This is a genomic window from Pseudodesulfovibrio sp. 5S69 (assembly GCF_037094465.1).
Lineage (GTDB): Bacteria > Desulfobacterota > Desulfovibrionia > Desulfovibrionales > Desulfovibrionaceae > Pseudodesulfovibrio > Pseudodesulfovibrio methanolicus.
On the sequence record NZ_CP146609.1, the window covers coordinates 707,164 to 730,844 of the forward strand.

Here is a 23,681-nt window from a genome sequence, read left to right on the forward strand (position 1 = left end):
GCCGGAAAGGGCAAGGCGGAGCGACATGACGCGGCAACCCGTACTGACCATCATACCGGCCAAAGCCCATTCGCGCAGGGTGCCGGGCAAGAACATGCGCTGCGTGGGGGGCGTGCCCCTGATGGTCCGCGCTGTGGAGCAGGCCCGCACCTCGGGTGTGTGCGGCCTGATCCACGTGGCCACCGACGACGAAGGCATCGCGGCCTTGGCCCGTGAGGCCGGGGCGGACGTGCCGTTCCTGCGCCGGGACGACGTGGACGACGTGACCTCGGTGGGCCGCGCCGCGGCTAACGCCCTACGCCGCTACCGCGAGGAACTGGGCGCGCGCTTCGATTACGTCTGCCTGCTGTTGGCGACCTCGCCCCTGCGCGCACCGGAGGACATCGTCGGCTGTCGGGATTTGCTGCTGGCCGATCCCGGGCTGGACGCCGCCGGGAGCGTGGTCCAGGCCGAGAAGCACCCGGCCTGGGCGTGGACCGTCGACGCCGCCGGCCGGATGGTCTCCCTGTTCCCCGAACTGCGCGACATGGAGCGCGAGGACTTGCCCCCGGCATATTTCTACGACGGGGCGGTCTACTGGGCCAAGGCCGATTTCTTCGAGTCCGTGGACGGCAACCAGTATCGGGGCGGGATTGCCCCCTACGTCATGCCGCCGGAGCGGGCGGTGGACGTGGACACTCCGCTGGACCTAGCCCTGGCCGACCTGCTCGCCCGCAAGGAGGACGCCCCATGCTGATGCTGGACAGGAACGCGCCGGTACTCGTCGTGGCCGCGCATCACGACGACGAGGTCCTTGGCTGCGGGGGGACCATGGCCCGACTGGCAGAAGCCGGGCATCCAGTGGTCTCGGCCGTGCTCGGGCAGGGCGCGGTTTGTCGCGAGTCGGCCATGGACGCGTCCGAACGGGAGGCCGTCGAGGCCATGATGGCCCGCCAGGCCGCCGCCGCCGCGCGCGTCCTCGGAGCGAAGTTCGTGCAGACGGGCATGTTCCCGGACAACGCCTTCGACTCGGTTCCGCTGCTGGACATTGTCCGCTGCGTGGAGTCCGTGATCGAACGGGTCCGGCCGCAGCTCATCCTTACGCACCACGGCGGGGACCTGAACGTGGACCATCGTCTGACCGCCAGGGCTGTGCAGACGGCCGCTCGTCCGCTGCCGGGGAGTGGCGTGCGGACCATCTTGGCCTTCGAGGTGCTCTCATCCACGGAATGGACCCCCGTCGAGGAGCCGGGATTCAGGCCGGACGTCTTCGTGGACGTGGCCGCGCGCCTGGACCGGAAGATCGAGGCCATGGGCTGCTACGAGAGTGAATTGCAGGCGTTTCCCCACCCCCGTTCCGAGGGGGGGATCCGCCATCTGGCCGGGTTCCGGGGCGGGTCGGCCGGGCTGGCTGCGGCCGAGGGGTTCGCACTGGTCCGCTCCGTGCCCGTTTTCGGCTTCAGCAAGGCGGAGGAGGGCGTCTGATGACGGATACCGTGCCCCAGTGGGAACGGGAGTTCCTGGATTTCAAGGAGCAGGTTTCGCTTGAGGGCCGGCCCGCACCAGCAACTCGCGAACCGATCCTGATCTGGTCCGTGACCTCGGGGGCGGTGCATCTGCTCAAGCGCGACCTGTTTTGGGGGCTGCTTGCGCGCAACCACGGTTACGACGCGACCATGGTTTTGTGCGACGGCTCGCTCGGGGCGTGCATCCTGAACAACGTCTTCGGCGGGGGCAAGCCGGACCGGTGGGAGCGGACCTGCGCCAACTGCCGGGTGATCGGCCGGGAGATCATGGAGGCTTCGGGCATGCCCTACGTCATGCTCGGGGACGCGCTCGAACCGGCTGACTTTGACGAGGCCGAGGCCTACGCCCGCGAATTCGACCCTGAGAAGCGGCTCCACGAGCAGCTCGCCGGGGTCAAGGTCGGGATGTACTCCATGGCCGCCCTGGGTCGGTACGGCCGCTGCCCATATCCCCTGGCCGTCGAACGCCACGCCGGGCTGATACCCCGGTTCGTCCGGAGCGGCCACCTGTCGGCCACGGCCTCAAGACGGCTGCTAGACAGGTTCGACCCCGCCCTCGTGGTCACCGGCCACAAAACCTACACCGAGTGGGGGCCGATCTGGGATATGCTTAAGGCTGAAAACCGCGCGGTCATGATCTGCCAGCCGGGCATCGTCGCGGGGAGCGTTGTCATGAAGGTCGTTCGGGACGAATACGCCTTCGGGTCCTACGCCCTGTCTGGCCCGGAGTGGGAGGCCCTCCTCGCACGCGGCATGGACGCCGGGCGCGTTGGGGAGCTGGCGGACTATGTGTCCCGCTACAAGGCCGGACAGAGTCAGCGCGAGAATTTTTTTGACGGTGACGAGCCCGAGCTTGACGACCTACGCCGCGAGCTGGGGCTCACCGAAGACAAACCCGTCTGGTGCGTCTACACCCACTTGGTCTGGGACGCCCAGATGTCCGAGGACATGGTCTACCCCGGGATCGACACTTGGCTCCGCGAGACCTGCCGCATCATCGCAGAGGTCACCGATGTGGACTGGATCATCAAGATCCACCCGTCAGAGCACCTCAACCAAACGGAGTCTGGGGCCCGGGAACTGGTGGACGAATTTTTCGTGGACGGTCTGCCCGGGCATATCCGGGTCATCCCGGCCACCAGCCGGGTGAACTCCTACCATCTCCACGAACTCGTCGACGGCGGCGTGACCGTGCGCGGCACGGTGGGCATGGAGCTGACCCTGATGGGCAAACCGGTCATCCTGTGCAGTGTCAGCCACTACGGTGGCAAGGGCTTCACCTGCGACTGCGCGACCGAGGATGAATACCGCGAGGCCCTGCGCACGGCGGCTGCCTGCCCCCGGCTAACCAGAGCGCAGCGGGACATGGCCATGACCTACGCGCACAGTTTTTTCGTGGATCGGCAGATCCCGATGGATTTCGAGGCGCTGATGCGGGGGCGCACGGCCCACGCGGATTTTGTCCCCGGGGCGGACCCCTTCAACGACAGGGTTCTCGAAGCGGTCATGGACGCGGTGCGCGGCGGGGGCTCGCACTGCCTCACTCGCACGGTACTGGGAACCAGCGACAAGCCGCACAGTTAAGGAGGACAACATGAACAAATCCGCTTGCCACCACGGCGACAACAGCTTTTTCCCCGAGATGAACGGATTGCTGCGGAGCCTGCATTCCCTGGCGCTGGGGATTCTCGACGACCTGCACAGCGAGGACCTGGATGCTGAAGCGGTCGGGCAGATCGTGGACGCCTCGACCTTCCTGAGAACGACCGGCCGGACCGAAGGGCGGGAGGACAGCCGCTCCCACTTCCTGAAGGGGCTGATCGATGACTGGCGCAATCACCTGGATGACAAGGCGCAGGATTTCGTCAGGGAGACCGGCGGGGAGCTGCTCGTCGAGCTCGGCTACGAGCGGAGCCTGAACTGGTAGTGGACGGACGCCGCGGGAGACGGATGGAGACCATGAAGGAAGAGGCGAATGGAGCTATGCTGCGTAGGACTTTTCCGGGGGTGACCTTCGGCGCGCTGGTCCAGGTCCTGGGCCTGGACGGGGTGTCCATCGGCGAGGGGACGCTCGTGGGCGACGGGACGTGGCTCAACGTCTGCTCCCGGGCCACGGGCAGCGCCATCTCGGTAGGCCGGTGCGTTCAGCTCGGCCGGTACGGCATGTTCAACTCGGGCGGGTCGATTTCGATCGGTGACTACTGCCTGTTTGGCCCCCATGTGGTCGTCTCCAACGCGGACCACGTCATTGACGACGTCACCCGGCCCTACGTGGACCAGGGAGCGCATCTGGGCGGGCGGACGGTCATCGGCGACAACTGCTGGATCGCGGCCAATGTCTGCATCCTCGGCAGCCTGGAAATTGGGCGGGGCAGCGTGATCGGCGCGGGCAGCGTGATCGCCCGCGACGTGCCCCCGTTTGCCGTGGTCGCGGGCAATCCGGGACGGGTGGCCAAGCTCTACAATCCGCTCTCCGAGCGGTGGGAGCGGGTGGCCAGCGAGGTCGAGCGCGCTGTGATTTTCGAGGCCCGGGAACGGGCCCCGCTGCCCGATGCGGAGACCTACCGGCGCCAGTTGGCCGAACGGAGCGCGACAAGGACCCTGCCCCCGGAATTCGCGGGCAACGGCGTCTGCTATTAGGAGGGAGCATGAAGCTTTTTGAAGTGGAGATAGAAACCCATACCGTGTGCAACGCGCGCTGCCGTTATTGCGCCTATCCGGGCATGGCTCGGGCCGTGGGCAACAAGTTCATGGAGCCGGAACTTTTCGACAGAATCCTGGAGGAATTGGATTTCGCCCGCGCCGACCTGGAGCGCATCCATCTGCACCATGTCAACGAGCCCTTTGTGAACAAGGACATGCCGCTTCTGGTGGCCAAGGCCAGGAAGGCGTTTCCCGAGAAGCGCGTGGGGTTTTCCACCAACGCCATCCTGATGACGCCGGAGCGGGCCGAGGCTGTGCTCAAGGCCGGGCTGAACATTCTGTATATCACCATTCCGAGCAGCGATCCCGAGGCCTACGCCCACATCATGGGCGTCAAGGCGGACGTGGGCCGGGTCATGGACAACGCCATGACCTTCATCAGCATGGCCGGGCCGGACGTGCGCATCGTGGTCCGCAGCCCGCTGGGGTTCGACGCGGGGCTGAACGAACGCTTCGGCCACCTGGACAACATCGTCATGGAGCACGTCCCCCTGTCCGACCGGCTGGGCAAGGTCGACGCGGATCTGCTGGACGGCAGGCCCGTCCGGCGGCCCGGCGAGCCGATTCCCTGCACCCGGTCGTGGATGTTCAACTCGCTGGTCATCCTGCACAACGGCGATGTGCCCCTGTGCTGCAACGACCAGGAGCACACGTTCATCGTGGGCGATATCCGGGACAGGAGCGTCGAGGCCCTGTGGACTTCGGAGCGTTACAAAAAGGTCCGGCGGTGGATGCGCGGCCAGGGCCGCCCGGCGGATATCCCCTGCAACGTCTGCGAGTACGGCAGCAAAGGCGGTGGGGCGTAATGGCGACGACGAAACCGGACCTGCGCACACGGGTGCGCCGCTTTTATCATCATATCAGGACCAATTGGCCGTGGACCCTGTACCAGCGCGCGGGCATCAACAACCTGGTCACCAACCGCAAGCTTTATCCCGTGGAGGGCGGTGACGGCGAACCGTGTCGCCTGGTCCGCGCCGATTACGACGCCCTGCTCGCCCTGGACGTCATGGAGCGCTTCAGGAAATACCCCTTCGTGTTCGACAAGGTCCTGGAATACGCGGTCAGCATCCGCCTGCTCGGGCTTGAGCCCGGCAAGGTCCTGCTGGATGCGGCGGGCGGCTTCGGCGAGTACGCGGCTGCGGCCCTGGAGTTGTGCGGCCTGGAGCGGGTCTACTGCCTGGATGCGGTCAGGCTGCCCGACCGGGGCGACGGCGTGGAGCGCCTGGTGGGCGACGTTTCGGCCATTCCGCTGCCCGACGCCTCCCTGGACGCGATCAGCTGCCATCACTCCTTCGAGCATTTTCAAGGTGAGGCCGACGTGGCCTTCATCCGGGAGATAGGGCGGGTGCTCCGTCCCGGTGGACGGGCCTGCATCATCCCGTTTTTTCTGTGCAACCGCTACGCCGAAATCCGCAATGTGCGCGGCAGGGCCCTGTTCGATCCCAAGGCCATGGCGGTCTACGACCCCTTCGGGACCTTCCCTGGCTGGGGGCCGTTCGAGCGGTTCGCCCGGGTCTACGACCGGCAGGCCTTCGAAGGGCGCCTGCTGCCCGCAGCCGAGGGGCGGCTCGACGTCTCGGTCCACCCCGTGTTCTTCGAGTCCGAGCCATGCCCGGACATGAGCCGCAACCATCACCAGCCCAGGCTCAACGGCCTGCTGAAGGCGCTGATCCTGACCCGGAGGGTGTGAGCATGACGCCGCGTAATAAAAAGACTGACACCTCGGCGGGGCCCCGCGCCGCCGACAAGCATGAGGAGCCGTCGTGAGCAAGGACCTGACAGGCATCGCCGTCAACGAGGAAGACATGGTCACCTATCTCCGGGAGCGGGGTTACGTGGTGGAAAAGGTCGTCGGCCCCGGTGAGATTCCGGACCGGAACAACTACCGGCCCTATGTCAACCCGTGGACGACCTTCCTGCCTTGGGTGGGCCGCGAGGACGTGTTCAGCCTGCACCGCGAGCTGGCCGAGAAGGGGGCCGCATCCCTGGTGGGCTCGGACCGCATGTGGACCTTGCGCACCTGCCTTGAGCAGGTCGCCACCCTTGACGGCGAGGTCTGGGAGATGGGCGTGTACAAGGGCGGCACCGGGCTGCTGTTCAAAAAGGAGCTGCTGCGCCTGCACCCGGACGACACGCCTCGGCTGCGCCTGTTCGACACCTTCGAGGGCATGCCCGAGGTGGAGGCCGAGGTGGACTGCCACCAAAAGGGCGACTTCGACGACACCTCCCTGGAGACCGTGCGCCGCGTGGTGGGCGATGACGAATTCATTCGCTACCACCAGGGCTTCATTCCCGCGACCTTCGCCGGGCTGGATGGTTACCGGATCAAGCTGGCCCACGTGGACGTGGACATCCACCGGAGCGTCCTGGACTGCTGCGAGTTCGTCTACCCGAGGCTGGTTCCCGGCGGCGCGATGGTCTTCGACGACTACGGCATCCACACCTGTCCCGGCGCGCGTCGGGCCGTGGACGAATATTTCGGGGACAAGCCCGAATGCCCGCTGATCCTGCCCACGGGGCAGGCCGTGGTCTTCAGATTGCCCTGAGGGGATGGAATGGACGGGACCCTGACCATAAAACGCACCCACGGCTTGGGCAATGTGCTGCTCCTGCTGCCGGTCCTGGAATTGCTGCGGGACCGGGGCGAGTCCGTCCGGTTGCTGACCCGTCTCGAGTGGGTCGGAGCCGTGGCCGCGCTCGTGCCGGGGGTGAAGGTCCAGCTTCTGGAAGGCCCGCTCCCCGCCGGGGCCGTCGACCTGGACGTCATGACCCTGTCCATCAAGCCGGTGGAGCACCGGACCCTGGAGCTGGCCCGGCTGCTCGGGATCGACGGCGACATTCCGGCCCGCAGATACACGGTCCCCGAGGCTTGGGGCAGGCCGTTCGACAGCCTGGCCGGATGCGTCATCCTCGCCCCCGAAGCGGGACATCCCGCCCGGCAGTGGGCGTGGAAATACGTCCGCGAGCTGGCTGCGAGCCTGACCGGCTCCCCTCTGGTCCTGACCGGGACGGCCCCCTCGCGGGAGGTGGTCTGCGACCGCGACCTGCGTGGTGAACTCGATCTGGCCGGGATGCTCGGCCTGCTCTCGCGGGCCTCGGCGGTCGTGACCCTGGATTCCGGCACCCTGCACATGGCCACCAGCCTCGGCGTGCCGAGCGTGGCCGTGTTCGGTGGTGTGAACCCGCGTTTTCGGGTGCGCGAGAGCCAGCGCGCGGTGGTCCTGCAGGCAGACATGGCCTGCGCCCCCTGCGACAAGAACGAGACGTGCGACGGGCGTGTGCCCTGCCTGCAGCGGCTGCGGCCGGAGCACGTTCTGGACGCCCTGCGCGCCCTGGACGGCTGTCGCGGCCTGGAAATACGAAGGATATAGCGAGGCCGACATGAGCAAGCATCTGCTGATCGTCCCGGAGCGCTGGGAACACCACATCGTCCAGTCGAGCATCGACTACATGCTCGAATTCCTCGACGGCTACACCCTGTTCGACGAACCCGAGGGCGAGCTGTCCAAACTCCCGCCCGACTTCTTCCGCTCCCAGGGCATGGTCCCCAATCTGCGCACGGCGTATGCGGAGCGCTCGTTCCGCCGCGAGCTGTCCCTGATAGCCCGCCTGGCCGGGGAATCCGGCACCCTGGTACATTTCCTGAACGGGGAGTCCGCGACCTACCTGACCCCGCGCCACAAGAACGGCAACACGGTCCTGGCCACCTACCACCAGCCGCCCGCTTTCATGGAAGAAATCATTCCGGACAAGTCGCACTACCCGCTGCACGACGGGGTCATCGTCATCGCGCCCAACCAGATCGACTATTTCGAGTCCATCACCGGCAAGGGCAAGGTCCACCTGGTCCCTCTGGGCGTAGAGCCCGCCTTCTTCCCCTTTGGCCGGCCGCAACAGCGCGTCCCGCGCGTCCTGTTCGTTGGCAACTGGCTGCGCGACTTCCCCACGCTGGTGGGCGCGATCTCGCGCATCAGGGCCGAAGCCCCCGAGGTCGAGGTCGTCTGCGTCACGCCGGAAAAGAACCACCCCCTGTTTGACGGCCTGGGCTTGCGGCTGCTGACCGGCATTCCCACCGACGACCTGCTGGAGCTGTATCGGACTTCGTCCGCGTTCCTCTTTCCCGTGGCCGACTGCACCGGCAACACCGCGCTGCTGGAGGCCATGTGCTCCGGCCTGCCCGTGGTCACCAACCGGAAGGTGCTGGAGACCGGCTACGTCAACGAGGAGAGTGCCCTGGTTGTGGACGATGGCGATGCCGCGGCGATGGCCCGCCACTGCCTGGACTTGGCCCGCGACGCCCGTTTCCGCAGGCAGCGGAGCGAGGCGGCCAACCAGTGGGTCGCGGACCGGTTCAACTGGCGGCGGGTGGCCGAGATCCAGAAGGACGTCTACGCTCGATTCGGCTGGCAGGGGTAGCCCGTGCGGGTGCTGTTGATTTCCGACACCGAAGCCAAGGGCGGGGCCGCCATCGCCGCTGCCCGTATGGCCTGTGCCCTGGGCAAGGCGGGCCACGAGGTCGGCATGGTTGTCAACGACCCGCAGGAGGGGCTCCCGGCTGGTCCGTGGCAGCGGTATGTGGTCCGGGCCGAGGAGAGCATCCCCTGGAACCGGGTCCCCGACGCGTCCCTGGAGGCCGAGGCCCTGGGCGGACTGGAGCGGACGCTCAACGAATTTTCCCCGGACGCGGTCTCGGTACACAACATCCACGGCGGGGCGCGGGTGGGCTGGTCCGTGGACCTGGTTCGGCTGTGCGCCGGGCGGGTCCCCACGGTTTGGACCCTGCACGACACCTGGAGTTTCACCGGGCGCTGCGCCTACCTGGACGGCTGTTCCCTGTTCAGGGACGGTTGCGACGAGCGCTGCCCGACCACCGGGGAATATCCGTTCCTGCGGCCGGGCGGGGTGTCGGCTGAATTTTCCCGCAAGGCCGGGGTGCTGCGGGTATCCCCCGGGCTGGCGGCGGCCGCGCCGTCTCGTTGGATGGCCGAGCTGGCCGCTTGCGGGTTGTGGCGTGGGCGTGAGGTGCGGCTACTGCCCAACTGCCTGGACACGGCGGCCTACGCCCCCGGCGACCGGGCCGAGGCCCGCCGTGCCCTGGGGCTGGCCGTGGAGGGCAGGGTGCTGCTCCTGTGCGCCGCGAATTTCGGCGACCCGCGCAAGGGCGTGGGCATGGCCCGGGAAGCCCTGAAACGGCTGGGCGCCCCCCTGACGCTGCTGGTCATGGGGCGGGCCGATGACTTGCCGGACCTGCCGGGCGTGACCGTCAAGCGGCTCGGCTTCGTGGCCGATCAGGCGCGTCAGATCATGGCCTACAGGGCGGCGGACGCTATGCTCCACCCGGCCCTGCAGGACAACCTGCCCAATACGGTGCTGGAGTCCCTGGCCTGCGGCACCCCGGTGGCGGGCTTCGATGTCGGCGGCATGGGCGATCTGGTCTTGGACGGGTTGACCGGCAGGCTGGCCGCAAGCGTCACGCCCGAAGGGCTGGCCGAGGCCGCGATCGACTGCCTGGAGCGTAGCGAGACTCTGGGCGCGGCCGGGCGGGCCCATGTGCTGGAACAGTTTTCCGAGGCGTGGATGGCGGCCCGCTGGACAGCATTGATCCAAACGCTGCAGGGAGGAGCGGCATGAGTCTGACTCTTGGCGTCCCCGATTCGGAATATGACCTGATCCAGTCCTCGGGGCAGTGCGCCGCCAAGGCCCGGGCGGCCCTTGAGCGGTTTCTGGAGCAATCCCCGTACAAGCGTATCCAGCTCTGCGGAGTGGCGACGGGTCATGGGCTACATTCCCCTGCACCTGCGCTACGAGGATTTTTATGCCGACTTCGACGGGACCATGGAAACCTTCGAGCGGCTGCTCGGAGAACGGCCCGGGTCTAGTATCCGGAAAAACGGGAGGCGTGAGATGCAATTTCTGAAACGGCTGCTGGATGAGTTTGAGGTGCGCGGCGGTGTCGCCGAGATAGGCTATTTCCATGGCGAGGGCTCCACCCCGGTCCTGCTCGACCACGTCCGGGAGCACGGCGGGAGCTTCTGCACCATGGATATCTTCCCGGAGGACGCGTATTACCGGAAGGCTCTGGATCAGGTGAGCCTGCCCGGCTGCCGGGTGATCAAGGGGTCCAGCGTGGTGGCGGGCAAGGAATGGGAAGGCGGTCGGCTTGACTTCCTGTTCGTGGACGGCGATCACGGGTTCCCCCGGATAGGCCCGGATGGCGAGCAGTCCGGCATCGCCCTGGATATCCTGGCCTGGCACGACCACCTCAAGGTCGGCGGGGTGATGGTCTTCCACGACTATACCGGCACGGAGGAGGCCTACGGCGAGGCCAGCCTCCTCGCCGTGGAGCACGCCGTGGACAGCCTGATGGGCGAGCCCATATACTCCTTCATCGGCCGCGATACCATCCTGGTGGCCTTCCGCAAGGAGCGCGAGGGCGTGCTCCTGCCCCAGTGGAGGCAGAAGCGCGCCCCCTTGGAATACGCCGACGCCTGGGCGTCCCTGGACAAACAGCGCGGCCGGCTCGGTGAGTTTCTGATCTACGGCACGGGCTCGGCGGGCAAGCAGGTCATGGACTGCATCCGCCAGGTCTTCAGCAGGGAGGCGTCCATCTCCTTCACCAACTCCACGGCCGCAGAGCCGGGCAGCGTCTTCGGCTGTCCGCTCATTCCCTTTGCCCAAGCCGGGGATTTCCCGGGTACGGTGGTCATCGCCTCGATCCACGAGCGGGCCATGGGCGAGGCCCTGGAGGGCATGGGCAAACGCCGTCTCAAGGATTTTTACCGCTACTACGAATTCGTGGGCTGGTGTCACGTGGGCCGCTACGGATACTACGGCGGGGGAGCCTAGCCGGAATCCGTGCAAAGCGGCGCAAAAGGCCGTATGCTCCGGCCATGCGCTTCACCCATCCCGAACCGCCTCCGGCGTCCGCCCGCATCTGGCCGGTCTTCCTGCCGTTTGCGGGCTGTCCGCACCGCTGCGCGTTCTGCGCCCAGGACAAGCAGACCGGGCGGGACCATGCGGACCTCTCCGCCATCGCCGAGAGTCTCGAAACCGATCTCCAAGCCGCTTTGGACCGGGCGCGCGGGCCGTATGAGCTGGCCTTTTACGGCGGCACCTTCACGGCCCTGCCCGCGCCGTGGCCCGAGCGGTTCCTGAACTTGGCGGCGGACTTCCGCTCGCGGGGGCTGATTTCCCGCGTGCGCTGCTCCACCCGGCCCGACTGTGTGGACCCGGACGACCTGAAACGCCTCGCCGCCCTCGGCCTGGACATGGTCGAGCTGGGCATCCAGTCCTTCGACGACGAGGCCCTGCGCGCCTCGGGACGGGGGTATTCCGGGGCGACGGCCCTGGCGGCCTGCGAAACCGTGCGCGCCTCGGGCCTGGCCCTCGGCGTCCAGCTCCTGCCCGGCCTGCCCGGCGACCGGCCCGGCCTGTTCCAGGCCGACGTGTGCGCGGCCGCCGACCTCAAACCCGAGACGGCCCGGCTCTATCCCTGCCTGGTGGTTCGGGGCACGCCCTTGGCCGACCTTTGGGGGCGGGGCGGATATCAACCGTGGAAAACGGACCGTGCGGTGCGCGAATTGGCCGAGGCCCTGCCCGTGCTCTGGACAAAAGGAGTCCGGGTCATCCGCCTGGGGCTGGCCCCGGAGCCGACCCTGGATGAGAATATCTTGGCTGGGCCGCATCATCCGGCCTTGGGTCAATCCGCTCGCGCCCTGGCCCTGTTCGAGGTCGTCAAGGGCAAGGTCCGGGAGCTGGGCCGCAGGCCATCCTTCCTCGAAGTCCCGCGCCGTTACTCGGGCGAGTTCTACGGCCATGCGCGGGAACTGGCCCCGGCCTATTTCGAGCTGGGGCTTACCAGGGACTCGATCCGGTTTGCGGAGGCGGAGCGCTTTCTGCTGGAGTGACCTCGTCCGCGACCATGGCCAGCCGGAAGCCCTTGAACCGTTTCCGGAAGGCCGTCTTGACGATGAGCAGGAAAACCACGTTGCCGACGATAAAGCCGGTGACCTGGGCGAATCCCGTAATGGATTCCTGCGGCATGCCCATCAGGCCGCCGATGACGCCGACGAAGGCCCCGAACAGGCCGCCGCCGAGGACGGACAGGGTCAGGCTGCGCCAGAGCAACAGCCACCAGACTTTGAATGTGCGGTTCCAGGTCACGGGCAATTCGGTCACGGCAAAACTCCTTTTTACGATATCCGTTGTCTTGTAGGCGGTGCGGGCGGCCCGGTCAACCGTCGAGCGTCTTGCCGGTTTTTCTTTACCCCGGCCGCAAAACATACTACGAAATATTCTCAGCCCGTGCGCGGGCACTTCACCGTAGACATCAAACCGAAAGCAGGGGAGACGAATTAACCGAAATGGTTGAACTCGTTCGCGCGGCCAGAGCCGCGACCATGATACCCGGCGCGCCCGTCATCGACGACGCCGCCATCCTCGTCGAACAGGGGATCATCAGGGAAGTCGGCACGTTCGGCTCCCTGCGCAAGACCCATACCGACGGCGTCCTCGATCTCGGGGACGTTTTTCTGTGTCCCGGGCTGGTCAACGCCCATTCCCATCTCGAACTGGCCCACCTGCGCGGCAAATGCCCCGCCGGGCAGGGGTTCGTCACCTGGGTGGAAGACCTGCTCAAACAGCCCATCTTCGACCTCGAACCGGACCTGCTCGACCAGGCCGTGCAGGAACTCAAACGAACCGGCACCGTCATGGTCGGGGACATCGCCACCCGTTTCGCCAAGGAGATGGCCGGAATGCTCGAAGCTTCCGGCCTTTTTTTCGCGGTCTTCTGCGAGGCCATCGGCGAGACCGTGCCCAAGAAGACCTTCATCCCGTCCGGTGAGTTCCAGGCGGGCTTCATCTCCGTGGCCGGACATTCGCTGTACACCACCCACCGCGACGTGCTCCGGGCGGCCAAGGCCGAGTCGCGCGAAAAGGGGCTGCCCTTTTCCCTGCACCTGGCCGAACACGACGACGAGACGGCCATCATGGCGGGCGAGCCCAGCGCCTTCCTGGACCTGCTCCAGGCGCGCGGGCGGCTGCTCGACTTCGAACCGCCGGGCAAGCGCCCGGTGGAGCAGGCGTCCGCACTGGACTTGCTGGACGAGACCACCCTGGCCGTGCACTGCGTCAAGGTCACGAGTGATGACATCGACACCGTGCGCGGGTCCGGGGCCACGGTCTGCCTCTGCCCGCGCTCCAACGAGTTCATCGGCGTGGGCCGCGCCCCGTGGGAGAAGTGGTTCGCGTCCGGCACGCCCCTGTGCCTGGGCACGGATTCTCTGGCCTCGAACACCGACCTCGACCTGTGGAACGAGGCCCTGTACCTCAAGGAAAATTTCAACGGCGGGCTGTCCCTTGACGACGTGCTCGCCATGGTGACCCGCAACCCGGCGCGAATCCTGGGCGCGGGCAACACCCTCGGCACGCTGGAACCGGGCAAGGTCGCGGCCTTCGCCATGGTCCCGGAGACACTGCAAGCGTTATTCTAGGATGCCGGAGGCAAGAAACGACATGAAATGGTTACACAAGGATCTCCTGGACGTGTCCCAGCTCTCCAAACCGGAGGTCATGGCGATCTTCGAGACGGCGGGGCGGTTCCAGGAACTGCAGGAGAGGCCGGTCAAGAAGGTGCCCACCCTCAAGGGCCGCAGCGTGGTGCTCTTCTTCGCAGAACCGAGCACGCGCACCAAGACGAGTTTCGACGTGGCCGGAAAGCGGCTGTCCGCCGACACCTTCTCCCTGGCCAAGAGCTCATCCAGCCTGACCAAGGGCGAGTCCCTCAAGGACACCGCCCTGACCCTCCAGGCCATGGCCCCGGACGCCATCGTCATCCGGCACTGGTGCTCGGGCGCGGCCCGGTTCATGGCCGACCGGCTGGATTGCTCGGTCATCAACGCGGGCGACGGCCGACACGCGCACCCCACCCAGGCCCTGCTCGACTCCTTCACCCTCCACCAGGAGTGGGGCGACGTGGCGGGCAAGACAATCCTCATCCTCGGCGACATCGCCCACAGCCGCGTGGCCCGGTCCAACGTCATCCTGCTGACCCGGCTCGGGGCCAAGGTTCGCCTGTGCGGCCCGCGCACCCTGCTGCCCCCGGCGCTGAAAACCTGGCCGGTCAAGGTCTTCTCCGACCTGAACGAGGCGGTCAAGGGCGTGGACGCGGTCATGTGCCTGCGCCTGCAACTCGAACGCCAGAAGGACGGACTGCTGCCCGACCTGCGCGAATACTCCCGGACCTTCGGCCTGGGCGCGCGGCACCTGGAACGGGCCAACCCGGACGTGCGCATCCTGCACCCCGGCCCGCTCAACCGGGGCGTGGAAATCAGCTCGGAACTGGCCGACTCGGCGGGCTCCCTCATCCTCGACCAGGTCGCCAGCGGCGTGGTCGTGCGCATGGCTTTGTTGTTCCTGTACATGACCAGGAAGGGCGAAGAATAGGGGATGCCGCCTGCGGCGGCGATAGTCGGGTGACTTCGCCTCCGGCGGGCAAAGGGCGAGCCCTTTGCAATCCCATTGTCGCCTTCGGCGAAGTTGTTCATTCAGGGAAAGGCCGTTGCGGGTGATACTCCCCGCGAGGCGGCGACAAAAAGTTTTGGAGATCCCTAAGAACCTTTTCCAAAAGGTTCTTAGGCCCCCGGAGGGGCCCCCGGCAGGGCCGCCGGAGGCACACACAGGAGGCTCAATATGGCCAAGATCGATTTGATAGTCAGGCGCGCCAAACTGGGCGGCAAGGACGTGGACGTTTTCGTATCCCGGGGCAAGATCGTCGAGGTGAAACCCTCGGCCGAGTCGCTGGACGCGGGCGACGCCACGGTGGAGGAGGCCTTCGGGCTGACGCTGCTGCCGTCGTTGACGGATGTGCACGTGCATCTGCGCGAGCCGGGGTTCGAGTACAAGGAAGACGTGGAGTCCGGTCTGCGGGCCGCGGCCTGGGGCGGATTCTCGAACATCATGTGCATGGCCAACACCAAGCCGGTGAACGACAACGGCTCGGTGACCGAACTGATGCTGGAGAAGGCCCGCAGGTACTGGCCCAAGGGCCCGAGGTTGTTCCCCATCGGTGCGTTGACCAAGGGGCTCAAGGGCCAGGAACTGGCGCCCATGGCCGAGTTGGCCCAGGCGGGCTGCGCGGCTTTTTCCAACGACGGCGTGCCCGTGGAGTCGACCAAGATTTTTCGCCTGGCCGTGGAGTATGCCTCGGACTGGGACCGCGTGGTCATCGACCACTGCGAGGACCCGTACCTGGGCGTGGGCGTGGGCGTGAACGAGGGCGAGGTGTCGAGCCGCCTCGGGCTGCCCGGCCAGCCGGATGTGGCCGAGGCGTTGCAGGTGGCCCGCGACGTATTGCTGGCCGAGTACCTGGACCTGCCCATCCACCTGGCGCACATCTCCTGCCGCAAGTCCGCGGATCTCATCCGCTACGCCAAGGCGCGCGGGGTGAAGGTCACGGCCGAGACCACGCCGCACTACCTGACCATGACCGAGAACATTTTGGAGGCCGAGGCCACGGAATACGACGCCCTGGCCAAGGTCAATCCGCCCCTGCGCCCCGAGGACGACCGGCTGGCCATGATCGAGGCATTGAACGACGGGACCATCGACTGCCTGGCCACGGACCACGCGCCCCACGCGGGCCACGAGAAGGAGACCGAGTTCGACGTGGCCCCATGCGGCATCACCGGCCTGGACACGGCCCTGTCCGTGACCTGGGGGCTGGTCAGGGACGGCGTGTTGACCCGCGAGACCTTTCTGCGCGCCTGGACCACGGCCCCGTGCAAGGTCTTCAACCTGCCGGTGAACACCTTCGCGCCCGGCGATCCGGCGGACTTTTTCCTGTTCGACGAGGCCGAGGAATGGACCGTTTCGCCGTCCACCCTGCATTCCAAGGGAAAAAACACGCCGCTGCTCGGTTCTGTGCTGAAAGGGCGGGTAAAAACCCATTTCATTGCGGGCAAAAAGATTGTATAAAAGGGATTCCCGCCGGCCGACTAGGAGCCGGGGAATCGCGCCGGGGCAGAGCCTGTCCGCGGGGCGCCACCTTGCAACGATTCAATGTGAGGCCGTACGCCCCGAAGCGGCGCGGGCGGCCGAGAGAGGAGAGATATGAGTCAGCCTTTCAAAGATGCTGTCGGCTTTTGCAAAACCATAATGCGCAACGGGTTTGATGCCTATATCATCAACGTCCGGCTCCAGGCGCTCACCCTGGACGAAACGGGCAGCGAGCAGGAACTGGATATCTGCACCGAGGCCCCGTTCGACGAGTTGAAGAAATATTTTCCCAGCATGGAGGAATCCGGTGACAAGGACATGGTGGGCACCCTTGTTGAAGGGGGCGTGACCTACTATTTCTATCCCGCTTCCACCGAAGAGGCCGCCTATACGGACGAGGCGGTCTCGACCATGACCCCGCGCCTTTTGAAGCGGCTGGAGCAGCGCGGCGACATCCCGTTGTCCTCGGTCTGCCCGTTCATCCCCCGGGCCAAGGAGACCTACGCCGATTTTGCGGACTTCTCCGAGGGCCAGATCCGCTTCAAGGGCATCCCGGACCAGGTCCTGAAAAAGGACTACTCCCTGGCCTACCGGGCCATGCGCTTCGCCGCCAACTTCGACAAAGAGATCGAGGCCAACTCCTGGGCCGCCATCGTACGCTGCTCCCGGCGCGTGCTCGACTACGTGCCCATGTCCGACTTCCTGGACGAGTGGCGCAAGGTCGAGGCCGAGGCCATGTACAAGTTTTTCGGTCTGCTCTTCGACTCCATGCTCCTGCACGGGCTCATCCCCGAGATCGCGGCCCTGTCCCGCGTCTCCCAGATCAAGAATCCGGAGGAGGGCACCGAGGAGACCGTCCTGGTGCACACCCTGGACGTCATGAAGACCTATCCCGAGGAGCTGCCTTACGACTGGTTCGGCACCGTGGCCTGTCTGTTCCACGACATCGGCAAGCTCTACACCGCCGAATACTACGACGGCCGCTGGAATTTCCTGCAGCATCATCGCGTGGGCGCCAAGGTCACCCGCAAGGTCCTGAAAAGGCTCCATTTCGAGGAGCAGGACATCGATCTGATCTGCGATCTGGTCCAGAACCACATGCGTCCGCACTTCATGCTCACCGACAAGGGCATCCGCCGACTGCGCTCCCTGGACGAATACCCGCGCATCATGGAGATGGTCCGCGCCGACATCAAGGCGCGCAACGGCTCCTGGCGCGAGTTCAACCACAACCTGAAGATGGCCGAGCGCGCGGATATCCCGGACCTTGAGCTCGAACCGCTGCTCGACGGCAACCGGATCATGGAACTGGCCAAGCTCAAGCCCGGCCCGACCATCGGCAAGATCCGCGACCAGCTCCTTGAGGCCCAGGTCCGCGACGACGTCTCGACCGTCGAAGAGGCCGAAGACTTCGTCCTCGATTACGTAGAGGAACACCGCCTGTACTAAAAAAGGCGACAGCACACTGAGAAAGCCCCGGTCCGGCCCCGCCGCACCGGGGCTTTTGTCGTGCAGCCGCCTCCGGCCCCTCCCCATCTCCTCTTCCTTCCTAAACTTTTGGGTGCCGTTTTGCGGGGGAGCGGGGGCGGGGAATTTTTTTTTGTTACGGGCATAAAGAAAAGGGGAGGGGCGTCGATAAAGTGGGTATGCAAATCTCCGGCGCACATATGAACTATGGGTTCATGCACCAGCTCAAGACGCGGAAGGACCAGGGCCAGGACGTGGGGACCGCGGCCTCGCTGCTGGATAATTCACCGGGCATGCGCCTCGGGAAGATGGCGGAGATCAATCCGGCCAAGGACGGACTGACCCCGGCGGCCATGGCCCTAGCCAATGCGCCGGGTCAGGCGGACAAGCTGTCCGAGGACTTCCCCCGCACCCTGGGCGAGACCTTCGCCAACGAGATCGTCCGCCGCATGGGCGAGGTCAAGGACGAAAACGGAGAGGTCAAGGACAGCGACGGCCTGCGCGACCAACTGGCATCGACCATGGACTGGGTCCGCGAGAAGTTCGGCGACGAAACCGCCGCAGCGGCCGCGGGCATCGTCATCAAGGCCACCTCTTCGGGCGTCAACGAGGACTCTCTGGGCAACGGGCTGCTCAACGTCCTCAAGTTCATCGACCGGAACTTCGGCACCAACGCGGGCGACACGGCCATTGCCCAGTTCAACTCGGGCATCAACACCGCCCTGAACGATTTCTTCGACAACGGTCAGAACGAGATTTTCCACGTGGCCGAGTCCACGGGCGAAGCTTCGGCAACCCAGGCCGCCGGGGCGCGCATCTTCTCCCAGATCGCCCAGGAAACGGACTCCGCCGACACCCTGGACCAGCTCAACCAACTGCTCGAACAGCTCAAGGGCGAGCTGGACAACACCGCCCAACTCCAGGATCTGACCACCCAACTGGAGGAGCAGTTCGACCCGGCCAACGCAACCATGGACCAGGCCGTGGCGGCCTACCAGAAGGTGCCGGGCGACACCTCGCCCCAACTGACCAGCATAACAGTCTAGGCTCCACCCTGCCGGACTTTTTGCGAGCCGACTCGTCGTGAGTCGGCTTTTTCGTGCGCAAAGTCCGGACCCCGGCGGATCAAGCCACCATGCGCCGGTCCACGTCCCAGACCGTGCGCACGGCGTCGCGGAACTCGCGGATGGGCGAGCGCGCCCCCTGCGCCTCAAGGAAGGACAGGCAGAGCGGGACCTGAAGGCTCTCGGGCCAGAGCACGGCCAGACCGGCCGCCGCCAGCCGCCTGCCCTCGTCCTCGCGCAGGACGGCCACGCCCATGCCCTCGGCCACCAGCTCGCGCATGATCGCCTCGTCCACGGTCTGCTCCACCGGGTTGGGCTCCACTCCGAAGGCCGACATGCGCTGGCGCAGGGCCACGTGGAAGGGACAGCCCCGGAAGGTGTAGATCCACGGCAGGGCGGCCAGGGCGCGCCAGTCGCCGGGGACCAGGCCCTCGGCCAGGGCCGTGGGCACGGCGATGACCAGCGGCACCGAGGCCACATACTCGTCGTGCACCCCCTCTTCGTTCCACAGGCCGAAGCGGAAGCCCACGTGCATCTCGCCGGAGCGCAGGGAGGCCGCCGTGTAGCGGCTCTGCGAGACGATGAACGACGGCTGGACGCCCGGTGCGCCGGCGCGCATGATCCGGGCCAGCTCGGCCATGCGCAGGAAGGCCGGGTCCGAGTTCAGCCCGATCACCAGCCTCGAGGACGCGGTCCGCTTGAGCCCCTCGCCCCGGACGCGGAAATCCTCCATGGCCTGGATGGCGGCCCGGGCGTATGGCAGCAGCGCCTCGCCCTCGGGGGTCATGAGCATGCCCCGGGCCTGGCGTTCGAACAAAGGGTAGCCCAGCGTTTCCTCAAGTTGCTTGATCTGTCCGCTCATGGCCGATTGGCTGAGAAAGACCGTCTCGGCCGCCCTGGTCAGGTTCCCGGCAAAGGCCACGGCCACGAAGCACTGCAAGTTGCGTATATCCACGTCATCGCCCCTTTCCGCGTTCCGGTTTTCCGAAGGGATGCCCGGAAAATTCGAATTGGATTTTTCATTCTTTCGCATGATAGCAGTGGCAAATCAAGAAGGAGAGGTTTGATGAGCCAACGGAAAATCGGAACGGTTCCTTTATCCTGTCTGATGACGGGGGCGGTGCTCGGCTCGGGCATCATCATCCTGCCGCCCCTGGCCATCGAGGTGGCCGGGCCGTGGGCCTTGCCCGCCTGGGGCGCGACCATGCTCTTCGGCGCGGCCTTCGCCTACATCTTCGCCAGGGTGGGGACCCTGTTTCCGGGCGAGGGCGGCGCTGCCGACGCGGTGGCCAGGGCCTTCGGGCCGTGGGCCAGGGACCTGGGGGCCTACGCCCTGGCCGGGGCGGCCCTGTTCGGCCCGGCGGCGGTCATGTTGACCGTGGCCGACTACCTGCCTCCGGGCCTGCTGCCGGACACCCCGGCCGCGCACGGCGCTGCCGCCGCAGCGGTCCAGGTGGGCAGCGCCCTGCTCCTGGCCGGAGGGCTCAGGACCATGAGTCGCGTGACCACCGTCCTGGCCGTCTCGGCCACCATCCTGCTCCTGGCCGGGGCCGCGGTCACCCTGGCCTTGCATCGATCGTCCGAGGCCGCGGCCGCGCTGCTCGCTCCGCCGCCGCTGTCCGTCCCGACCCTGGGCTACACCCTGCTTTTGCTCTTCTTCGCCGTGGTCGGCTGGGAGGTGGTCGGCAATTACGGGGCCGAGGTGCGCGACCCGCGCCGGACCATGGTCCGGGCCGCCCTGCTGGCCGGGGCGGTCGTCGGTCTGGTCAGCCTGGCCGTGGCCGCCGGGCTCCAGCTCGGCGCCTTCCCGCAAGGGGCGGGGCACGGCGTGGCCGGGCTGCTCCACCCGTTGTTCGGCCCGGCGGCCCCGTGGATCATGGCCGCCCTGGTGGCGGCCCTGTGCGTGACCACTTACCTCATGTTCGTGGGCGCGGTCGTCCGCCTTGTGGCCCACCTGGCCCGGCAGGGCGGCCTGCCAGCCTGGGTCGGCCGGCGCAACGGGCGCGGGGTGCCGGTGGCCATCCTGGCCGTCTACACCCTGGTTCACCTGGGCCAGCTCGCCCTGGTCTCCCTCGGGGTGCTCGACATGGCGGGCATCCTGGCCATCGCTGACGGCTTTTTTCTGGTCAACGCCCTGCTCGGGGCCCTGGCCGCCGCCAGACTCCTGGCCGCGCCCCTGCCGCGCGTGGTGTCACTGGTCCTGGCCCTGTGCCTGTTCGCGGTCCTGCTCACTTCCCGCTGGCCGGTGCTGGCGGCCATCGCGATCATGGCTCTGGCCCTCGGCCTGCGTTCCGCACGGCATCGGCGTCCCGCACGAAAGGGGCCTGTCGTGGAGCGGGTCAAGCCCGGACCGTAGGCCCGCCGCCCCGTACGGTTTTCGCCCAATGAAAAAGGGCCGGATAATTCCGGCCCTTTTTCATTTTTTCTACTCCCCCTCGCGGCAAGGCTTGTGCGGGTGGGGCGGGTGTGGCGTTCGTCTAGGCACCCACGTGGAGCTTGAAGGCCTCCAGCGTGTTGACCATGAGCTGGGCGATGGTCATGGGGCCGACGCCGCCGGGGACCGGGGTGATGGCGTGGACCTTGTCCTTGAGGGCTTCGAAATCGCAGTCACCGGCTAGGCCCTCGTCGGTCCGGTTGATGCCCACGTCGACCACGACCGCGCCTTCCTTGACCATGTCGGCGGTCACGAACTTGGGCTTGCCGATGGCCGCGAAGATGTAGTCCGCTTCCAGGCATTCGGCCTTGAGGTCCGGGGTGCGCGAGTGGCACAGAGTCACCGTGGCGTTGGCGCAGGGGCCGCTCTGGGAGAGCATCATGGCCAGGGGCTTGCCCACGATATTGGACCGTCCGATGACCACGGCCTTCTTGCAGGCGGGGTCCAGGCCGTAGCGTTTGAGCAGGTTGATGACGCCGGCCGGGGTGCAGGGCTTGAAGCCGGGCAGGCCCAGCGACATCTTGCCCACGTTGACCGGGTGGAACCCGTCCACGTCCTTGTTGGGGTCGATCATATCGAGAATCTTCTGGGAGTCCAAACCCTTGGGCAGGGGGAGCTGGACCAGGATGCCGTCCACGGCGACGTCCTTGTTGAGCTCGTTGATGAGGCCTTCCAGCTCAAGCTGGCTGGCGGTCTCCAGGCGGTGGGGGATGGAGCGGATGCCGCAGTCCTCGCAGGCGCGCTCCTTGTTGCGCACGTAAACCTGGCTGGCCGGGTCTTCGCCCACCAGCACCACGGCCAGTCCGGGCTTGCGGCCGTATTTGGCCGTGAGTTGGTCCACTTCTTCCCGTATCTCGGCGCGAATGGTCGCGGCCGTTTCCTTTCCGTCAAGCAGGATCATGTCTCTCTCTCCGCGTTTGAAATATTGGGATGCCGTACACGTGCTGGTCGCTACGTAGAGAAAAAGGCACCGGATGGCAAGCCGCCGAGGGCGCTCGCCCGATTTTTCGCCGCCCGCCGCTGCGCGGCGCAACGAAGAGGGGGAGAGCCGCGCGGCCCTCCCCCTTGTCGTTTTCTTCTATTCGTCGAAGAAACTGCCCGCCAGGATGGGGCCGTAGTAGACGCCGTCCTCGTCGAGTTCCTCCTCGATGCGCAGGAGCTGGTTGTACTTTTCGAGCCGGTCGGAGCGGCACAGGGAACCGGTCTTGATCTGGCCCGCGTTCACGGCCACGGCCAGGTCGGCGATGAAGGTGTCGCCGGTCTCGCCCGAGCGGTGGGAGACCACGTTGGTGTAGCCTGCGGTCTTGGCCAGCTCGATGGTGTCGAGCGTCTCGGTGACCGTGCCGATCTGGTTGAGCTTGATCAGGATGGAGTTGCAGATGCCGCGGTCGATGCCCTCGGCCAGGATGTCCGGGTTGGTGACGAAGATGTCGTCGCCCACCAGTTGGATGCGGTCGCCCATCTTCTCGGTCATCAGGGAGAAGCCGTCCCAGTCGCCCTCGGCCAGGCCGTCCTCGATGGAGATCAGCGGGAAGCGGGAGACCAGGTCGTCGTAGAAGTCGATGAGCTCCCCGGCGGTCAGGATCTTGTCCTCGCCCGCCAGGACGTACTTGCCGTCCTTGTAGAACTCGCTGGCCGCCGCGTCGATGGCCAGGCCCACGTCGCGGCCGGGTTCGTAGCCCGCGGCCTCGCAGGCGCGGATGATGTACTCGAAGGCCTCGGCGTGGGAGGCCAGGTTCGGGGCGAAGCCGCCCTCGTCGCCAACGCTGGTGACGTGCTTGTCCTTGGCCAGGATGGATTTCAGGTTGTGGAAGATTTCCGCGCCCATGCGCAGGGCCTCGGCAAAGGTGTCCGCGCCCACGGGCATGATCATGAATTCCTGGATGTCCAGGTTGTTGGGCGCGTGCTCGCCGCCGTTGATGATGTTCATCTGCGGCACGGGCAGGAGCTTGGCGTTGGTGCCGCCCAGGTACTGGTACAGCGGCATGCCCATGAAGCTGGCGGCGGCGCGGGCCGCGGCCATGGACACGCCGAGGATGGCGTTGGCGCCCAACCGGTCCTTGTTCTCGGTGCCGTCGAGGTCGATGAGCGCGTTGTCCAGGGTCAGTTGGCGCACGGCGTCCATGCCGATGACCGCGCCGGCGATCTCGCCGCGCACGTTCTCCACGGCCTGGAGCACGCCTTTGCCGCCGTAGCGCTCTTCCTTGTCGCGCAGCTCAAGCGCCTCGCGCGAGCCGGTGGATGCGCCCGAAGGCACGGCCGCCCGGCCGATGTCGCCGGATTCCAGAACCACTTCGCACTCCACGGTGGGATTGCCGCGCGAGTCGAGAATCTCTCGCGCCCAGACGCCGGTGATGATGCTCATATCGAACTCCTTGAACTCAGGGTTGTACACGTTGCAAACAGCGAAAGCGGGCGGATTCTAGAGGATTTTCGCCCAATGCTCAATTCCTTACTACGGATGCGCGGAAATGGGCAGTTATTATTTTTGAAACGATACGGCGACAG

Annotated in this window: 23 protein-coding genes; 19 read left to right on the forward strand and 4 right to left on the reverse strand. The window is 66.4% G+C overall.

Annotated elements, in window-relative coordinates; genetic code table 11:
- Positions 1–25 precede the first annotated feature (25 nt).
- The 13 genes from V8V93_RS03350 (at position 26) to V8V93_RS03410 (ending at position 12,118) form a co-directional block, all read left to right on the forward strand.
- Positions 26–736 carry an acylneuraminate cytidylyltransferase family protein gene (locus tag V8V93_RS03350; RefSeq protein ID WP_338668958.1) on the forward strand — a complete coding sequence of 237 codons (711 nt, stop codon included), beginning with the start codon at positions 26–28 and terminating at the stop codon, positions 734–736.
- A complete protein-coding gene (locus V8V93_RS03355; RefSeq protein ID WP_338668959.1) occupies positions 730–1,464 on the forward strand; it encodes a PIG-L deacetylase family protein in 735 nt (244 codons plus the stop codon). Before V8V93_RS03350 ends, V8V93_RS03355 begins: the two co-directional genes overlap by 7 nt.
- Positions 1,464–3,089 carry a hypothetical protein gene (locus V8V93_RS03360; protein ID WP_338668960.1) on the forward strand — a complete coding sequence of 542 codons (1,626 nt, stop codon included), beginning with the start codon at positions 1,464–1,466 and terminating at the stop codon, positions 3,087–3,089. Before V8V93_RS03355 ends, V8V93_RS03360 begins: the two co-directional genes overlap by 1 nt.
- Before the next feature lie 10 nt (positions 3,090–3,099).
- Positions 3,100–3,432, forward strand: a complete 333-nt coding sequence (locus tag V8V93_RS03365) for a hypothetical protein (RefSeq protein WP_338668961.1) — start codon at positions 3,100–3,102, stop codon at positions 3,430–3,432.
- A gap of 56 nt (positions 3,433–3,488) precedes the next feature.
- Complete coding sequence (locus V8V93_RS03370) at positions 3,489–4,145, forward strand: acyltransferase (RefSeq protein ID WP_338668962.1); 657 nt, start codon at positions 3,489–3,491, stop codon at positions 4,143–4,145.
- Positions 4,146–4,153: 8 nt separating this feature from the next.
- Positions 4,154–5,014 (forward strand): radical SAM/SPASM domain-containing protein, encoded by an 861-nt coding sequence (locus tag V8V93_RS03375; RefSeq protein WP_338668963.1) that lies wholly within the window; start codon positions 4,154–4,156, stop codon positions 5,012–5,014.
- Positions 5,014–5,901 carry a class I SAM-dependent methyltransferase gene (locus V8V93_RS03380; RefSeq protein ID WP_338668964.1) on the forward strand — a complete coding sequence of 296 codons (888 nt, stop codon included), beginning with the start codon at positions 5,014–5,016 and terminating at the stop codon, positions 5,899–5,901. Before V8V93_RS03375 ends, V8V93_RS03380 begins: the two co-directional genes overlap by 1 nt.
- A 73-nt stretch (positions 5,902–5,974) precedes the next feature.
- Positions 5,975–6,757 (forward strand): TylF/MycF/NovP-related O-methyltransferase, encoded by a 783-nt coding sequence (locus V8V93_RS03385; protein WP_338668965.1) that lies wholly within the window; start codon positions 5,975–5,977, stop codon positions 6,755–6,757.
- A gap of 9 nt (positions 6,758–6,766) precedes the next feature.
- Positions 6,767–7,582, forward strand: a complete 816-nt coding sequence (locus tag V8V93_RS03390; RefSeq protein ID WP_338668966.1) for a glycosyltransferase family 9 protein — start codon at positions 6,767–6,769, stop codon at positions 7,580–7,582.
- Between the two features lie 10 nt (positions 7,583–7,592).
- Entirely contained in the window at positions 7,593–8,627 is a 1,035-nt protein-coding gene (locus tag V8V93_RS03395) for a glycosyltransferase family 4 protein (RefSeq protein WP_338668967.1), read from the forward strand.
- 3 nt (positions 8,628–8,630) lie between these two features.
- Complete coding sequence (locus V8V93_RS03400; RefSeq protein WP_338668968.1) at positions 8,631–9,842, forward strand: glycosyltransferase; 1,212 nt, start codon at positions 8,631–8,633, stop codon at positions 9,840–9,842.
- 144 nt (positions 9,843–9,986) lie between these two features.
- A complete protein-coding gene (locus V8V93_RS03405; RefSeq protein WP_338668969.1) occupies positions 9,987–11,057 on the forward strand; it encodes a class I SAM-dependent methyltransferase in 1,071 nt (356 codons plus the stop codon).
- Positions 11,058–11,101: 44 nt separating this feature from the next.
- Positions 11,102–12,118 (forward strand): elongator complex protein 3, encoded by a 1,017-nt coding sequence (locus V8V93_RS03410; RefSeq protein WP_338668970.1) that lies wholly within the window; start codon positions 11,102–11,104, stop codon positions 12,116–12,118.
- Here V8V93_RS03410 and V8V93_RS03415 read toward each other — a convergent pair.
- Positions 12,066–12,389: a hypothetical protein gene (locus V8V93_RS03415; RefSeq protein WP_338668971.1), complete on the reverse strand. Its 324-nt coding sequence runs from the start codon at positions 12,387–12,389 to the stop codon at positions 12,066–12,068. The genes V8V93_RS03410 and V8V93_RS03415 overlap by 53 nt on opposite strands.
- Before the next feature lie 185 nt (positions 12,390–12,574).
- Between V8V93_RS03415 and V8V93_RS03420 the strand changes: the two genes are divergently transcribed.
- From V8V93_RS03420 to V8V93_RS03440, 5 genes are all read left to right on the forward strand, one after another.
- Positions 12,575–13,705 (forward strand): amidohydrolase family protein, encoded by a 1,131-nt coding sequence (locus V8V93_RS03420; RefSeq protein WP_338668972.1) that lies wholly within the window; start codon positions 12,575–12,577, stop codon positions 13,703–13,705.
- A gap of 22 nt (positions 13,706–13,727) precedes the next feature.
- The gene (locus tag V8V93_RS03425) at positions 13,728–14,657 is read left to right on the forward strand and encodes an aspartate carbamoyltransferase catalytic subunit (protein WP_338668973.1); all 930 of its coding nucleotides are present in this window, start codon (positions 13,728–13,730) and stop codon (positions 14,655–14,657) included.
- 246 nt (positions 14,658–14,903) lie between these two features.
- Positions 14,904–16,187 carry a dihydroorotase gene (locus V8V93_RS03430; RefSeq protein ID WP_338668974.1) on the forward strand — a complete coding sequence of 428 codons (1,284 nt, stop codon included), beginning with the start codon at positions 14,904–14,906 and terminating at the stop codon, positions 16,185–16,187.
- Between the two features lie 135 nt (positions 16,188–16,322).
- Entirely contained in the window at positions 16,323–17,657 is a 1,335-nt protein-coding gene (locus V8V93_RS03435) for an HD domain-containing protein (RefSeq protein ID WP_338668975.1), read from the forward strand.
- A gap of 218 nt (positions 17,658–17,875) precedes the next feature.
- Complete coding sequence (locus tag V8V93_RS03440) at positions 17,876–18,721, forward strand: hypothetical protein (RefSeq protein ID WP_338668976.1); 846 nt, start codon at positions 17,876–17,878, stop codon at positions 18,719–18,721.
- A gap of 79 nt (positions 18,722–18,800) precedes the next feature.
- Here the strand turns inward: V8V93_RS03440 and V8V93_RS03445 are convergent, their stop codons facing one another.
- Entirely contained in the window at positions 18,801–19,694 is an 894-nt protein-coding gene (locus tag V8V93_RS03445; RefSeq protein WP_338668977.1) for a LysR family transcriptional regulator, read from the reverse strand.
- A 111-nt stretch (positions 19,695–19,805) separates the two neighbouring features.
- On the opposite strand from V8V93_RS03445, the gene V8V93_RS03450 reads away from it, so the two are divergent.
- Positions 19,806–21,095 (forward strand): APC family permease, encoded by a 1,290-nt coding sequence (locus V8V93_RS03450; RefSeq protein WP_338668978.1) that lies wholly within the window; start codon positions 19,806–19,808, stop codon positions 21,093–21,095.
- 121 nt (positions 21,096–21,216) lie between these two features.
- Here V8V93_RS03450 and folD read toward each other — a convergent pair whose 3' ends face one another.
- Together folD and eno are read right to left on the reverse strand one after the other, a co-directional pair.
- Entirely contained in the window at positions 21,217–22,074 is an 858-nt protein-coding gene (folD, locus tag V8V93_RS03455) for a bifunctional methylenetetrahydrofolate dehydrogenase/methenyltetrahydrofolate cyclohydrolase FolD (protein WP_338668979.1), read from the reverse strand.
- A 177-nt stretch (positions 22,075–22,251) separates the two neighbouring features.
- Positions 22,252–23,538: a phosphopyruvate hydratase gene (gene eno, locus V8V93_RS03460; protein WP_338668980.1), complete on the reverse strand. Its 1,287-nt coding sequence runs from the start codon at positions 23,536–23,538 to the stop codon at positions 22,252–22,254.
- Positions 23,539–23,681: the final 143 nt, after the last annotated feature.

What these genes read in the sequence shown, in the direction of transcription:
- V8V93_RS03350 (WP_338668958.1), top strand. Translation starts at nt 26, where the DNA reads ATGACGCGGCAACCCGTACTGACCATCATACCGGCCAAAGCCCATTCG.
- V8V93_RS03355 (WP_338668959.1), top strand. Translation starts at nt 730, where the DNA reads ATGCTGATGCTGGACAGGAACGCGCCGGTACTCGTCGTGGCCGCGCAT.
- V8V93_RS03360 (WP_338668960.1), top strand. Translation starts at nt 1,464, where the DNA reads ATGACGGATACCGTGCCCCAGTGGGAACGGGAGTTCCTGGATTTCAAG.
- V8V93_RS03365 (WP_338668961.1), top strand. Translation starts at nt 3,100, where the DNA reads ATGAACAAATCCGCTTGCCACCACGGCGACAACAGCTTTTTCCCCGAG.
- V8V93_RS03370 (WP_338668962.1), top strand. Translation starts at nt 3,489, where the DNA reads ATGCTGCGTAGGACTTTTCCGGGGGTGACCTTCGGCGCGCTGGTCCAG.
- V8V93_RS03375 (WP_338668963.1), top strand. Translation starts at nt 4,154, where the DNA reads ATGAAGCTTTTTGAAGTGGAGATAGAAACCCATACCGTGTGCAACGCG.
- V8V93_RS03380 (WP_338668964.1), top strand. Translation starts at nt 5,014, where the DNA reads ATGGCGACGACGAAACCGGACCTGCGCACACGGGTGCGCCGCTTTTAT.
- V8V93_RS03390 (WP_338668966.1), top strand. Translation starts at nt 6,767, where the DNA reads ATGGACGGGACCCTGACCATAAAACGCACCCACGGCTTGGGCAATGTG.
- V8V93_RS03395 (WP_338668967.1), top strand. Translation starts at nt 7,593, where the DNA reads ATGAGCAAGCATCTGCTGATCGTCCCGGAGCGCTGGGAACACCACATC.
- V8V93_RS03405 (WP_338668969.1), top strand. Translation starts at nt 9,987, where the DNA reads ATGGGCTACATTCCCCTGCACCTGCGCTACGAGGATTTTTATGCCGAC.
- V8V93_RS03410 (WP_338668970.1), top strand. Translation starts at nt 11,102, where the DNA reads ATGCGCTTCACCCATCCCGAACCGCCTCCGGCGTCCGCCCGCATCTGG.
- V8V93_RS03420 (WP_338668972.1), top strand. Translation starts at nt 12,575, where the DNA reads ATGGTTGAACTCGTTCGCGCGGCCAGAGCCGCGACCATGATACCCGGC.
- V8V93_RS03425 (WP_338668973.1), top strand. Translation starts at nt 13,728, where the DNA reads ATGAAATGGTTACACAAGGATCTCCTGGACGTGTCCCAGCTCTCCAAA.
- V8V93_RS03430 (WP_338668974.1), top strand. Translation starts at nt 14,904, where the DNA reads ATGGCCAAGATCGATTTGATAGTCAGGCGCGCCAAACTGGGCGGCAAG.
- V8V93_RS03435 (WP_338668975.1), top strand. Translation starts at nt 16,323, where the DNA reads ATGAGTCAGCCTTTCAAAGATGCTGTCGGCTTTTGCAAAACCATAATG.
- V8V93_RS03440 (WP_338668976.1), top strand. Translation starts at nt 17,876, where the DNA reads ATGAACTATGGGTTCATGCACCAGCTCAAGACGCGGAAGGACCAGGGC.
- V8V93_RS03450 (WP_338668978.1), top strand. Translation starts at nt 19,806, where the DNA reads ATGAGCCAACGGAAAATCGGAACGGTTCCTTTATCCTGTCTGATGACG.
- folD (WP_338668979.1), bottom strand. Translation starts at nt 22,074, where the DNA reads ATGATCCTGCTTGACGGAAAGGAAACGGCCGCGACCATTCGCGCCGAG.
- eno (WP_338668980.1), bottom strand. Translation starts at nt 23,538, where the DNA reads ATGAGCATCATCACCGGCGTCTGGGCGCGAGAGATTCTCGACTCGCGC.